Origin of the sequence: Streptococcus suis, from assembly GCF_002960445.1 — a bacterium.
GTDB classification, from domain to species: Bacteria; Bacillota; Bacilli; order Lactobacillales; family Streptococcaceae; genus Streptococcus; species Streptococcus hyiners.
On the sequence record NZ_POJD01000110.1, the window covers coordinates 23,481 to 38,065 of the forward strand.

Below are 14,585 nucleotides of genomic sequence, written 5' to 3' on the forward strand. Positions count from 1 at the left end.
ATTCATAATAGGAGATGACGAATGAGAAGCAAATATATAAAAAGTTTAGGACTCGGAGCTACTTGTTTACTAACGATGACTTTACCTGTTGCAGCAAACACTACTGAAACAAGTCAAAGTTCGGCTGTGTCGGAAACACAAGTTTCTACTACAGAGGCGACAAGTTCAGAAGTCTCAACGGTTGCAGAATCGAGTACAAATTCCTCAACTCAGGCTCAGACTGAGACCAGCACAGTTGCAACAGAAGAACCGAGAATTTCATTCCGATCAGTACCGGATACTGAAGAGGGTGCTGCTACTGAAGAAAGTTCAACAACAAGCAGTTCAACCTCAATAACTGCAACTCAGCCAGAGGCTACAACAGTTACACAAGCAACCGTTGAGCAGGCTTTGTATCGTCTCTATCAGCCGGACTTGCGTGTCCACCTGTATACGAAGGATGCAAATGAATATGCTGTTCTAGCAGGTCGTGGTTGGAGACAAGAAGGTGAGGCATGGAGATTTGTTTCAAATCAGGGAGAGCCGGTTTACCGTCTCTATCAACCGGATTTGCGTGTCCATCTGTATACGAAGGATGCCAACGAATATGCTGTCCTAGCAGGTCGTGGTTGGCGGCAAGAGGGAGAAGCCTTCCGTTCTCACGGCAATATTCCGGTTTACCGTCTCTATCAACCGGATTTGCGTGTCCATCTGTATACGAAGGATGCTAACGAATATGCTGTTCTAGCAGGTCGTGGTTGGAGACAGGAAGGGATTGCCTTCTACGGACTAGGAAGTGCAGGAAGTTCAAGTGCTCCAAACACACCTGCAGCTCCACAAGTTGAAAAGAAACCAACAGGAACTGTAAGTATTCAGAATAAGAATTCTCAAAACGGGAATTTTGATATCATTGTATCAAACGTTGATAGTCCATTAGGTGTTAGCAGTGTTCTTGTACCAGTATGGTCAGATGAAAAAGGCCAAGATGACTTAGTTTGGTACGAAGCTGCAAGACAGGCAGATGGAAGCTATAAAGTATCTGTCCAATCCAAAAACCATGGCTATAGCACTGGAGTCTATCAGGTTCATTTGTATCTTGTACAAACGGATGGGACAAAAATTGGTGTTTCTCCTTCTACCACAACTACAGTAGAAATAAAGGATACCGTTCCAAAAGCTACGGTTAGAATTGAGAATATTGACAGAACCTATGGTTTCTTTGATGTTCGTATCACAGATTTATATGTTCCTAAAGGTATTGAATCCATCCAGGCATCTGTCTGGGCAGATGTTAGTGGTCAAAATGATGTCCAGCATTATGAAGCGACAAAGCAATCTGATGGAAGTTATCTTGTACCCGTTCGAATCAGTAATCATAACTATGAACAAGGAAATTACAGCATCTCCTTATCCATAACTAGTCAGGGGCAAAAGCATAATGTTGCCCAAGCTAATGCCTCGATTAGTTATACGAAATCAGAGATTCCTAGATTTATCGATGTAAGTAGCCATAATGGAACCTTGTCGGTAGCTGACTACAAAACCTTGGCTGCCAATGGTATTTCAGGTGTTGTCGTTAAACTATCAGAGGCTGTAAGTTATTTAAATCCTTATGCAGAAGGGCAGGTGAAAAATGCCTTAGCTGCAGGTCTCAAGGTTTCTGTTTATCACTATTCGCACTTCACGAGCAAGGAAGAGGCTAAAGCAGAGGCGCAATATTTTGTAGCTGCAGCCAAGAAACTCGGGCTTCCAACAAGTACTCTAATGGTTAATGATATTGAAGAGCATGCCACTCGTAAGAATATCAATGAAAACATGAAGGCTTGGGAAGAAGAGATGCGTCACTTAGGCTATTCAAATCTCATTCACTATACTGGAGCTAGTTGGCTTGATGATAATTCTCTAGGAGTAGTTGGCCCGATTCAAACCAGTCAATTTGGAATGAGTAATTTCTGGGTAGCGCAATATCCATACTCTACTATGACCCCTGCACAAGCAATGTCTATGTCTCTACACGCACGGACAGCAGCATGGCAGTATACATCTAAGGCGGAATTGTTGCCAGGACGTTCCTTCTTTGATGTGAATTTAGATTATACAAATCGATTTACTAAGTAGGAATGATTCCTGATTATATATAGCTCCACGGTTTCTGTGATGGATGTTTTCATTATCGGAACTAGTGGAGCTTTTATTGTGTCTATGCATTGCGCTCCCTTACTAGCGACAGTGTTATATTGCAAGCAGCGTTAATTAAGTGTATAATGTAGTGAGTTCGCTTTAGAAAAAACTTGTTCTATAGTGGGAATTGAGATGTGTTTTTCTCAGAGGAATAGGATTTTATAGAACTGTTATAATCGAAAGGAAAAAGGTATGGATTTATTTTCCACAAAAAATCGAATTCTTTTAAAAGAATTGATTAAAACAGACTTTAAATTACGCTATCAAGGGTCGGTAATTGGCTATCTTTGGTCAATTCTAAAGCCCTTGATGTTGTTTGCTATTATGTACGTTGTTTTCATTCACTTTCTAAGATTAGGTAGCGATGTTCCGCATTTTCCGGTTGCCTTATTGTTAGGGAATGTTATCTGGTCCTTCTTTTCAGAGGCCACCAATATGGGAATGGTTTCCATTGTTACACGTGGAGACTTATTGAGGAAGTTAAACTTTTCTAAGGAGATTATAGTGCTCTCTTCAGTATTTGGTGCGGCAATCAATTTCTCCATCAATTTATTAGTTGTGTTGATTTTTTCTCTATTTAATGGTGTACAGTTCACATGGACGGTTGTGATGGCTCTCCCTCTATTTGTTGAGCTCTTTTTGTTGGCGACAGGGATTGCTTTGATACTCTCTACCCTCTTTGTTCGTTTTCGTGACTTAGCACAAATTTGGGAAGTGGTGATGCAGGCAGGGATGTATGCAACCCCAATTATCTACTCCCTATCGTTTGTGATGGACCAGAGCGTATTGGCAGCTAAGTTGATGATGCTAAATCCGATGGCTCAAATTATTCAAGATATGCGCTATTTTGTTATCGACAAAGCCAATTTGCCTGTTTGGCAGGTTATTAACAATAAGGTGATTGTGCTGATACCATATCTCATCCCTCTAATCGTCTTTGCAATTGGGGTGACTGTGTTTGGAAAATATTCTAAGAAATTTGCGGAGATTCTCTAATGACAGAAAAAAATATTGCAGTAAAGGTTGATCATGTCAGTAAGTTTTTTAAATTGCCGACAGAAGCTAGTCAGAGTCTGCGTACAACCATGGTCAATCGTTTTAAAGGAATCAAGGGTTACAAAGAGCAGCATGTATTGAAGGATATTTCTTTTGAGGTTGAAAAAGGTGACTTCTTTGGAATTTTAGGGCGAAATGGATCAGGTAAATCAACCCTTTTAAAAATTATTTCACAGATTTATGTTCCAGAACACGGGACAGTGACAGTAAATGGAAAATTGGTTTCTTTTATTGAACTTGGAGTTGGTTTCAATCCTGAATTAACAGGGCGTGAGAATGTGTACCTAAATGGCGCTCTTCTTGGTTTTTCACGTGAAGAAATTGATGCCATGTATGATGATATCGTTGATTTTGCAGAATTACGTGAATTCATGAACCAAAAACTTAAAAACTATTCGAGCGGGATGCAGGTTCGTCTAGCGTTTTCTGTAGCCATCAAGGCGCAAGGAGATGTTCTCATCTTGGATGAAGTGTTGGCGGTGGGCGATGAAGCCTTCCAAAGAAAATGTAACGATTATTTCCAAGAACGGAAGAGAAGCGGAAAGACAACCATTCTGGTTACCCATGATATGGGTGCAGTTAAGAAATATTGCAACAAGGCCGTCTTGATTGAACATGGCTTGGTAAAGGCTATTGGAAACCCAGAAAATGTGGCCAATCAATATAGTTTTGACAATACTGTAACAGTTCAACAAGAACATTTAGAGGAAGAAAAAGGCGTAGATTCGGAATCCGCAGAAGCAAAAGAAGTGCAATTGGTTGAGAATTTTAAGTTGGATTTATTAAGTCCAAACCAGATTTCCCCTAAAGATACCATTCATTTTAGAATGGAATATACTGTTTTACAAGATATTGAGACCTATATGGCACTCTCTCTGACAGATATTGACCGCAACATTTGGATTTATAATGATAATTCAATGAACCAACTACAATCAGGGAAAGGCAAAAAAGTAGTAAACTACTCTTGTTCATTGCCTAATGTTAATGATTTGAAACTAAAGTTGGAAGTCACGGTGCGTGATAAAGACGGTAAGATGCTGGCTTTTTCAGATGCGACGCAGACACCGATTATCATGGTGAATCGAACAGATATTGCACCAGATGATATTTCAGCTTTAGATTCAGCAAGTGGTCTCATTCAACGAAATGGTAACTGGACTTTTGAAAATAACTAGATAGAGGATGAATGATGGGACAACCAATAGTATCAATCATTTGCACGGTTTATAATAAGGCTCCGTGGTTAGAGAGGGTTATCGAAGGCTTTCTAGCACAAGAAACAAGCTTTGAAGTTGAAATTATTCTTGTTGATGACTGTTCGACGGATTCGTCCAGAGATATCATTAGATCGTATCAAAACCAATATCCAGAAAAGATTCAAGCGATTTTCCATGAAGAGAACCAGGGAATCTCACGGACATGGGTGTCCGCCTGTCTAAAAGCAAAGGGTAAATACATTGCTCGTTGTGATGGGGATGATTTTTGGTTAGATCCATACAAGCTTCAGAAACAGGTGACCCTACTAGAAGAACACCCAGAAGCCAAGTGGTCCAATACAGATTTTGATATCTATGATGAAAATGGACAGCTGGTGTCCAGAGCAGGTTTTGCTAGTGGAAGTATTCCCTTAGCGGATACCTATGCTAAAATGTTAGCGACTCGTGGTTTTACCATGGCTTCGACTTGGCTTGTAGAGAGAGAATTGATGCTAGAGGTTAATCAGGAACTAGATTTGACCACTGCTGACGATACCTTTAATTTACAGCTCGATTTATTTCAACGAACACAATTGTTGTTCTTGCCAGAAGTTACAGTTGCCTATACGATTAACCAAGGCTCTGACTCGCGACCGGTAGACTTTTCTAAAATAGAGAATCGTTTCCATACCTTGTTGGAGACTCAGAAATTCTATCTAGATAAATATCCATCTAGTCATTATCGAGAAATGCTTGATATTCTTTTAGAACGAAATAACACCTATGAAGTCGTTTTGACAAAAAAAGAACGCGGTCTTGCGCAAGTTGGTATTCAAGAAGTCACCATCTATTTTGACAAGGATGGTTCTGGGTTCTGTCTAGAAAATATTTTACGTTATCCTTTGTTGAAGCAGGATAAGATTCGATTTAGCTTGCCCGATAACTGCCAACGAGTGCGTATTGACCTATCAGAACAACCAAGTTTTTACCGAAATATTTCATTGGTGAGTCAAAAGGAGCGAACAACCCTTTTACCAGCTTACACCAATGGCGTATTGGTTGGAGACATGGTGTTATTTACACAACAAGATCCGCAATTGATCTATGAAACCTCGTTTTTATATGGTTCGGAATTTACACTAAATTATACTATCTGTGAATTGGATGATCTGCAGTCCTCAGACTATGTTGCTAAGATTTTGGTAGAGCAGCTAGTTAAATTCCGGAAGAAAGCCATAGAGGGAGAGCGATTAGAGCGGCAGCTTCGTGAAAGTGAAGCCCTTATTAGCCGACAACAAAAAGAGATTGAAAATCTTACTATCTCATACCATGCAGTTGTTGGCTCACGACGTTGGATTATTCCAACAAAGATTATCAATTTTTTTAGGAGAAAAAAATGAAGCGTTTGCTTTTGTATGTCCATTTTAATAAATATGGACAGCTCAGTTCCCATGTCCGATATCAGTTAGAAGCCATGCGTTCGCTCTTCTCAAAGGTTGTTTTTATCACGAATAGCCCGCTTTCAGAAGGGGACGAAGCTGTTCTCAGACAGTCTTTTTTGGTAGATGAGGTCATCCGCCGAGAAAATATTGGATTTGATTTTGCGGCTTGGCGGGATGGGATGACAAGTATAGGCTTCGAGGAGCTAAAGCACTACGATTCACTGACACTAATGAATGATACCTGTTTTGGGCCGCTATGGGATATGTCAGAGCTTTATCAACGGTATGAGGAAGATGAAACGATTGATTTTTGGGGGATGACCAATTTCCGAGAAACCAAACAGTTTCGTGAGCATATTCAGAGCTACTACCTGACTTTTTCAAATAAGGTAGTTCAATCAACAGCCTTTCAAGAATTTTGGAAAAGTGTGCAAAACTTTACAAATGTTCAGGATGTTATTGACCATTATGAAACACAAGTTACGACCAATTTACTAGAAGCAGGCTTTCGTTATCAAACGGTTTTTAACACAGTAGCGGAAGATACTAGCGGGATGCTTCATCCAGATTTTTCTTACTACAATCCGACGGCTATTTTAAAACATAGAGTACCATTCATTAAAGTTAAAACGATTGATGGGAATCAACATATTACACCTTATATTTTACAAGAGATTGCGGATAAATCAGACTACCCAGTTGATTTAATTGTTTCACACATGTCTAAGATCAACTACCCTGATTTTAAATATCTCTTAGCACAGAAATACCTTAAATCAACTCAAAAACCGTATTCTAATGATGGAAGAGTAGCCATCCATCTGCATGTTTTCTATGTAGACCTCTTACAGGAATTTTTAACTGCCTTTGAGTCTTTTGATTTTCATTATGACTTGTTCATAACAACAGACCAAGAGAGCAAGGTGGCTGAGATAGAGGCGATATTGTCTGAATACGGAAGCCAAGCCCAGATTTTTGTTACAGGAAATATTGGTCGCGATGTATTGCCTATGTTGAAGTTGAAAGAGCAGTTGCAGACCTATACCTATGTCGGACATTTCCATACTAAAAAATCCAAAGAAGCAGACTTCTGGGCGGGAGAATCTTGGCGGAAAGAGCTAATAGCTATGTTGGTAGAACCAGCGAATGATATCCTAGCCAACTTGGAACAAAAATCTGATTTGGGGCTAGTTATTGCAGATATTCCAACCTTCTTCCGTTATAATAAAATTGTCGATGCCTATAATGAGAATAGGATTGCCCCAGCCATGAATGAATTGTGGCAAAAAATGGGGATGAAGAAGCAGATTGATTTCAATGCTCTTCATACTTTTGTGATGTCCTATGGAACCTATGTGTGGTTTAAATACGATGCCTTACAGTCACTCTTTGATTTAAACCTAACCGATGCAGATGTGCCAGCAGAGCCCTTGCCACAAAATTCTATTCTCCATGCCATCGAACGCTTATTGGTTTATATTGCCTGGGATAAAAACTATGATTTCCGTATTGTTAAAAATCCCATCGAATTAACAGCCTTTATTGATAATAAATTGCTTAATGAGCGGGCGGATGCTCTGCCTCACACCTACGTAAACTTTGATCACATCGGAGGAATCAAAGGCGCCTTAAAATATATTATCATTGGTCCATTAAGAGCTGTTAAATATATCATTCAACGATTGATGACGAAACAATAAAGAAACAAGTTTGGTAATTGGGATAAAAGTGGGTATTTAGGTGCAAAAAAGGTAAGATAAGATGAATCAAAATGAATCAAGGCAGGGAAAATGGAATATTTTCTATCAGGCCCCTTACGTAACACTATTTGTTTATGCATTGATGATGACGGTCATCTCCTATATATCAATCAATACAAACAGCCAAATCTATGATTATCCATTTCATTTGGCTAGGATAGTAGGGTTAGCGCAATCGATTGCTAATGGAGACCTGTTGCCAAATCTAAACTTTTTGTTTACACATGGTTCTGGTTATGCAGTTCCTATGTTCTATGGTAACGGTATTCTTTACATTCCTGCCCTAGTCTATCTAGTAACGAGAGTAGGGACGGTTGCCTTTGCAAGCTATGCCTTCATCATTATGTGGGCTACAGCAACAACATCCTATTTTTGTCTTTATAAGATGACTCAGAATAAAGCCAAGTCTTTGTTATTTGGTATGACGATGGCCATAGCTTTCCCCTATTTTGGTTTTGGCATGAGTGCAATACCTCCTTTGATTGTTCCGCTAATCTATTGTATCTACAAGGTGATCTTTCAGGATAAACTCAATCCTATCCCCCTAGGAATCATTATTGCTCTGATGGTCCAGACTCACATCATCTCAACTCTAGTATTAGCCATTTCTTCGTTCATACTGGTCTTGCTTTCGGTAAACAAATTGACCTTGAAAAAAATCAGTTCATTTGTTTTTTCGATTGTGATAGCGGTAGGATTGTCCATTGGTTTTGTGTTACAATTTATAGAACAAAGGCTATCGCAAACCTTCTTTGTGTCTTGGGGATTACGTGATTTCCCATTTAAGTCAAAAACCATCTTAGATGCAGGGAATCTTTTTGAGGAGATTACGAACTACTATTTTCCATTAGCTCTGGTCTTTCTAATAATCGGGGGAAAAGTCTATAAATCCTTACCCAAGATTGGTCGTCAGTTACTCGTAACCTCGGTAATCCTATTGGTTGCTACTTCGAACATATTACCGTGGTACACAGTATTCCGTTATACTTTTTTGACGGTTTTTCAGTATTCGAGTAGGCTATCTTACTTCATACCAGCCTTTATTATTACGGCACTGTTTTTGGCAGAGAAAAAACGGCTATATAAAGTAATTGCAATAGTACAGATAGGCTTTTATCTAGTGACAAATCCCTTGAGCTTTTTACCTAACTTTGCCAACTTCAAAGAAGAATACAATCTAACAGCGACAAATGCTGCTGTGATGAAACATCAAAATGAAATGGCGAATAAGGCCTTTAAGAATCCCTTGTTGACTACTTATTGGGCCTCAGGGAGTGAATACTTTAACTTAAATATCAACCATAAAAGTGTTCAGAACGGCACGGTCAATCAGTTTATATACGATGCAAATCAAATTACAGTAGATAATGTACGTCAAGGCTATAACCTTCTTATGTTTGATGTTCAGTTGAATCAAGAAGGAAAAAGTGTAGAGTTGACCTTGCCGAGAATTTGGTATAAGGGCTATGTTGCGGAGTATTCTGCGGGTGCAAAGGGAACACAACCCCAAATAGCTTATGCCCCTTTAACTAGCGAAGAGCTCCAACAATACAAGAAAAAATATAAGCCAAATGTCACCCAGAAAGCATTAAATGACGGTCGTGCAACGATAAGTGTGACGCACAGCGGAACAGTTTCTGTTTTTTATAAAAGGACATTTGCTCAGATAGTTGGATTTACGCTTCAAAGTGCAGCCTGGTTGCTATTGTTCTACCTATACTTGCACTTGACATTAACAAGGTCTGTACGAGAAAATAGTGTTTGAATGATAAAGTTAAAAATGGCAAATGAGTATAAACTGTGATGAGGAAGGAATAAATAATGTTAAAACATATCAATAGTGAAATACCTGATAGGAGAAAAAATTGAGATGATCGCTACTTACAAACGGCTAATGAAAGAGTATGCTCTCTATGTCTTATTGAGTAAGTACCTTTTTGCTGTTCTTCTGTCCATAATGAGTTTTAAAAACCACACAGATTGGGCCTATATTCTTGTTACTATTTTTGAAGTTGTTAGCATTGCAACATTCAGTAATCTATTGATAAAAGAAAAAAAGCTTGCAGCCTACATTGTGAACTGCCTACTTTTAATGATTGTCAATGTGCAGAATATTGTCCTGTTTTTTGGTGGAAGTTTCACCACTTTGGTAATGGTGACAAACCTTGAATCCTTAGAATCTTTGTCGGGGCATTTTGCTTCCATAGTGTTCGGAACGATTTGTATACTGATCTTCACATTTTTACCAATCACCTATGTGAAAACAAGAAAAATCAATTGGTCAACAGTCTTATCTAGCTCTCTTCTGCTAGAGTTGATTATCACCTTAATGAGTGGAAACATTTATTCTCCGATTTTTGGAGTATACCAACTAGCAGCTGATTCCTACGAATACCAGCAGGACCTGGCAAAAATTGCCAATGCTCCTAATGTTACGGATTTTTTCTATAAAGGGATTGTGCAGAATGCTCGTCCTAAACCAACCAATTTATCGGCAACTCCTAATGTGGTTCTGATTTTTGTGGAAGGCTTGTCACAAAATATTGTAGAAGATGAACGTAGCATTATGCCGAATCTGAAGAAATTGCAGGATTCATCACTCACTTTTGAAAATTATTACAATCATACCTTTGCTACCTACCGAGGTTTGATTGGTCAATTGTATTCAGGTTATCAACTAGATAATTATGAATCGAATACCTTAACTTCCTTGCAGGGAGTATTGGGAGAAAAGGGGTATCAGACAACCTTTATCAATACTGAGCCGAATAATACTCAGTTTACATCTTATCTAGAATCGTTCAACTTTGATAGTATTGTGAATGAGAACGACCTGGCGAAAGGCCCTAATGGAAGTTTAACAGACCAGGCGGCATTAGAGCTTCTATACGATACGATAGAAGGACAGGTTTCTCAGAAGACACCTTTCTTAACAGCTATCTATACTTACGGTACCCACATGACCTTTAATTCGCCGGATAAGAAATTTGACTCTGGAACAAACATATTATTAAATCGCTTCTATAACTTTGATTACTATTTTAATCAATTTTTAGAAAAATTTAAAAGCAACCCAGTCTTTGATAATACGATTTTGGTCTTTACAACAGACCATGCCACCTTTGCAGATAAGGATTTCATAGCAGCCTATCCGTCTTATAATCGTGAAAACCAAGATGTTGATAGAGTTCCGTTTATAGTCTATCATAAAGGAATCGTTGCAGAGAAAAAGGATGTTGAAGGCAGAAATTCCTTGGATCTGGTACCGACTCTACTAGATTATATGGATATTTCGGTTCCTAACTACTTCTTGGGAGAGTCATTGTTCTACTATAAAGAAAATAATAACTCATATGATACTGTTTTCTTTGACAATACCTATCTATTAAGTACGGATATGGGCAATATTCAGCCCTTGTCTGAAACTAATGAAGGTACGATCAAGGCCCTGCTTCAGAAATACTTTGCAGCCAAACAGCAAAAGCCACAAATTCCATAATCATTGTATGAAGGGGTATTGACAATTGCCCTTTTATATATTAAAATGGCGAAAAAAGCAAGGAGTTATCATATGAAAAAGACCCTGTCCGTCGGAGTGGTTACCGCTCTGTCAGCCCTATCTTTGTTTGCAGGCCAATCTGTTCAAGCAGATCAAACCATTTATCGTTTGTACAACAGGCAGAATGGAGAACACCTATATACAACCGATAAAAATGAAAAAGATGTCTTGTATACCCAGCATGGTTGGGGCTATGAAGGTGAAGCATGGTATGCTCCAGATCCAGGCCAAGGTAGTCCTGTCTATCGCCTTTATAATGCTGGCTTGCAAAACCACTTATATACAACTGATACTAACGAAGTCAAGGTATTGACCAGCAAACATGGTTGGACACTTGATAACAATGGACAGCCGGTATTCTATTCTGGTGGAAGTGCGAAAATTTACCGTGTCTATAATCAAGCCTTGCGAGGGCTACATCATTGGACCACTGATGAAAATGAATACACGGTACTACCAAGACATGGTTGGCAACAAGAAGGGGTTAAGTTATATGGAAATCGTGTAGGTGTCCCAATACAAACCCAGTATTACAATCAACCTGCGCAACCGACCAATCCGACTCCATCAACTGGTTCGACCCCAGTAATACCTCCTAAACAAGAAACTAGCCAGTTATCTTCATCTGTTCCATCTGGAGCTGCCACGATCGCAAATACAGAATCAAACCATACCATTGAAGCGGACGTGACCTTGACAGGCTCAGGTACTGGCTACCATGCAAAACTTGTTATGGCCGCACCAGATGCAGCAGTTAGTTTTGGTTTGCAATTTGATACTGCGGCAGTTGCACCATACACAGGTAAAACAGCCTTCTTGATTGAAAATATTGGAAGCAATAATGTAGGTGGACAGTCCTACCATAGAGCAAACTATCTTGCAAATCTCAACACTACCTACCGTTTGATGTTAACCTTGCAGAAAGATGGCAGCTATGTTGGATATGTAAATGGGACGGAGGTTGTCCGTGGTCAGAATGCAGTCTTGGCCAATCGTTCTGACATATACCTTCGAGTTGAAGGAGCAGCACGTAAGACAGGCGATGCTGTAACAGCAAGTTTCAGTTCGATTAAATTGAAGCAAAATGGAACGTACAATGCTTCTAGAAGTTGGGCAGGAACTCCGCAGTTTAATATTTCAAATGGCATAACAACTACTTTAGATGGTGCACAGGTCGGTAATAGTCCTAGCGAAGCTCGTACAATTAGCAATACGGTTGTCTTTACAGGAACACTAACAGGCTTACCTCAACATGCCGATTGGGATACTGCTGGCTATTATGACAAGGTGTCAGGTCTTATCCAGTTTATCAATTAGCAGTCTTTATTAGAGATAGTCAATTGGATCTTGCCTTAAAAGTATCACATATTCCAAAGTCTCATTGATAGGCTTTGGAATTTTTTGCCAATAGAGAATTTAGTCAACAACAGACAGATGTCATCAGCAAGGCCGAGCATTTGCTGGATAGAAATACATGGACAGAGTGGGAAAAGAAGATGATTGATCAACTGGCCTATAGTGCCGCTAATCATTTTGGGTAACTGGAAACTTCTTTCTTGCTAGGTAGAAGTCGTGGTAGGGAAGAAGGTCTACAACAAGGTTTGTTAGATGGTCAACTCAAGATTGCTCAGCAGATGTTGGCCGAGGGCTTCGCTGTTGATATGATAGTGAGATTGACAGGACTCAGTCAGGAAGAATTGGATGGTTTGAAAGCAGGGATAGAGTAGATGGAGGTGCCGCCTGTATTTCATAGAGTTGATGAGTTTGCAGGTGTGAAGAAAGCCTTCTACATGGTTATTGACAGAGAGGGGCGAAAATGATAGGTCAACGGACCTAAAGTCCTCCACTATTTCGAAGAGTTGGAACCTTTCAATATACTTGCTGGAGACAAGATGGTAAGAAAGTAGTCCTTAAGACGATCTAGGGTTACTTGGTCAGGGCATGCACCTGTTCTTTAGCCCTTCTCTGGTAATCCTACTAGCCGATGGGGATGGATTGGCTGAAGATACAAGTTTACACCTATGGTATTCGAGTCGGTTCAAAAATTTTTTAAAAAAATCTTAAAAAAATACTTGACAAAATGTGCAAGGGTTAGTATAATGATGGTAACGTTCCATGTAGAACGAATATAAATATTTATAGGAGTTTTTTATCATGAAAAAAACACACATCACACTTGCAACGGTTGCAGCTTTGGCAGCAGCTATCGCAGTTGCTCCAGTAGCGAAGGCAGATGTCCCATCTAAGTTGAATGAAGCACGCGGTATTGTCGTATCTAACGAAAGTGCTGCTGCTAAATTGAATGCAGACTTGGCTAAAGCAGTTTATTATGCTCAAAATGGTACACAAAAACGTGCTGCTGCTTTGATCATTTACGATTCAACTAAAGTAGAATTAGCGAAAGCAAAAGAGAAAGCAGCTGCTGACATTACTGCTATTGATGCTGCATATCAAGCAGCTATCCAACCATTTGTTGATGCAGTTAAATTGGAAGAGGAAGCTGTAGCTGATCAATTAGCAATGATTGCGGATGCTGAGAAAACTATTCCAGAATTTGAAAAGAAAATCAATGAATTAAATGTAGTTGCTGGTGTTACTGGCGAATCTAAATCTGCAGAAATTGCTAAGTATGAAGCAGACCTTTCAACTCTTAAAGCTGAACTTGCTGACCTTAAAGAAGGTCTGCCATTCAAACAACAAGATCTTAAAGATAAACAAGATCAATTGGAAGCTAAAAAAGCATTTGAAGCTGCTGAGGCTGCTAAGAAGAAAGAACTTGTTGCTCGTCATTTGAAAAACTATGAAGATGCAGTTGTTGCAGCTGAATTGGAAGTTAAAGAGTGGACAGAAGCTGTAGCTATTCTTGAAAAAGAGATTGAAACTATCAAGTTGAACCTTGTTAAAGAAGGATTGACAGAAGATCAATTGCGTGCAATTATTTCACAAGCACAAGCAGAAGTTAAAGCTGAGAAAACTGTTGCTTCATCAGCAGTATACCGTCTCTACAACGAAGGTCTTAAAGTTCACCTTTACACAACTGACTTCAATGAGTACTCAGTACTTGCAGAACGTGGTTGGAGACAAGAAGGTGTAGCGTTCAACTCTGCAACTGAAGGTACACCAGTATACCGTCTTTACAACGAAGGTCTTAAAGTTCACCTTTACACAACTGACGCAAACGAGTACGCAGTACTTGCAACTCGTGGTTGGAGACAAGAAGGTGTAGCATTCAACTCAGTTAAAGAAGGCAAACCAGTATACCGTCTTTACAATGAAGGTCTTAAAAAACACCTTTACACAACTGACGCAAACGAGTACGCAGTACTTGCAACTCGTGGTTGGAAACAAGAAGGCGTTGCTTTCAACTCAGCTAACTAATTTGGCTAAATCAGAGAAGGTTCATATGAAC

The 14,585-nt window shown here is 39.4% G+C and carries 11 protein-coding genes; all 11 read left to right on the plus strand.

Going from position 1 to position 14,585, the window contains the following annotated elements; genetic code table 11:
- Positions 1-21: 21 nt before the first annotated feature.
- Complete coding sequence (atlA, locus tag C1G53_RS02670; protein WP_105117574.1) at positions 22-2,097, plus strand: autolysin AtlA; 2,076 nt, start codon at positions 22-24, stop codon at positions 2,095-2,097.
- A 255-nt stretch (positions 2,098-2,352) separates the two neighbouring features.
- A complete protein-coding gene (locus C1G53_RS02675) occupies positions 2,353-3,156 on the plus strand; it encodes an ABC transporter permease (protein WP_105117575.1) in 804 nt (267 codons plus the stop codon).
- Positions 3,156-4,394 carry an ABC transporter ATP-binding protein gene (locus C1G53_RS02680; RefSeq protein ID WP_105117576.1) on the plus strand — a complete coding sequence of 413 codons (1,239 nt, stop codon included), beginning with the start codon at positions 3,156-3,158 and terminating at the stop codon, positions 4,392-4,394. Before C1G53_RS02675 ends, C1G53_RS02680 begins: the two co-directional genes overlap by 1 nt.
- A gap of 11 nt (positions 4,395-4,405) precedes the next feature.
- On the plus strand, positions 4,406-5,815 hold the full coding sequence (locus tag C1G53_RS02685; protein ID WP_105117577.1) for a glycosyltransferase family 2 protein: 1,410 nt from the start codon (positions 4,406-4,408) through the stop codon (positions 5,813-5,815).
- Positions 5,812-7,557 carry a rhamnan synthesis F family protein gene (locus C1G53_RS02690; protein WP_105117578.1) on the plus strand — a complete coding sequence of 582 codons (1,746 nt, stop codon included), beginning with the start codon at positions 5,812-5,814 and terminating at the stop codon, positions 7,555-7,557. Before C1G53_RS02685 ends, C1G53_RS02690 begins: the two co-directional genes overlap by 4 nt.
- A gap of 61 nt (positions 7,558-7,618) precedes the next feature.
- The gene (locus tag C1G53_RS02695) at positions 7,619-9,382 is read left to right on the plus strand and encodes a hypothetical protein (protein WP_105117579.1); all 1,764 of its coding nucleotides are present in this window, start codon (positions 7,619-7,621) and stop codon (positions 9,380-9,382) included.
- A gap of 105 nt (positions 9,383-9,487) precedes the next feature.
- Positions 9,488-11,116, plus strand: a complete 1,629-nt coding sequence (locus tag C1G53_RS02700) for an LTA synthase family protein (RefSeq protein ID WP_238139091.1) — start codon at positions 9,488-9,490, stop codon at positions 11,114-11,116.
- A 72-nt stretch (positions 11,117-11,188) separates the two neighbouring features.
- The gene (locus C1G53_RS02705; RefSeq protein WP_105117581.1) at positions 11,189-12,493 is read left to right on the plus strand and encodes a hypothetical protein; all 1,305 of its coding nucleotides are present in this window, start codon (positions 11,189-11,191) and stop codon (positions 12,491-12,493) included.
- Positions 12,494-12,567: 74 nt separating this feature from the next.
- Positions 12,568-12,717 (plus strand): hypothetical protein, encoded by a 150-nt coding sequence (locus C1G53_RS13060; protein WP_161941361.1) that lies wholly within the window; start codon positions 12,568-12,570, stop codon positions 12,715-12,717.
- A gap of 15 nt (positions 12,718-12,732) precedes the next feature.
- Positions 12,733-12,903: a hypothetical protein gene (locus C1G53_RS13065; RefSeq protein ID WP_161941362.1), complete on the plus strand. Its 171-nt coding sequence runs from the start codon at positions 12,733-12,735 to the stop codon at positions 12,901-12,903.
- A gap of 427 nt (positions 12,904-13,330) precedes the next feature.
- Complete coding sequence (locus C1G53_RS13135; RefSeq protein WP_192873100.1) at positions 13,331-14,554, plus strand: hypothetical protein; 1,224 nt, start codon at positions 13,331-13,333, stop codon at positions 14,552-14,554.
- Positions 14,555-14,585 lie beyond the last annotated feature (31 nt).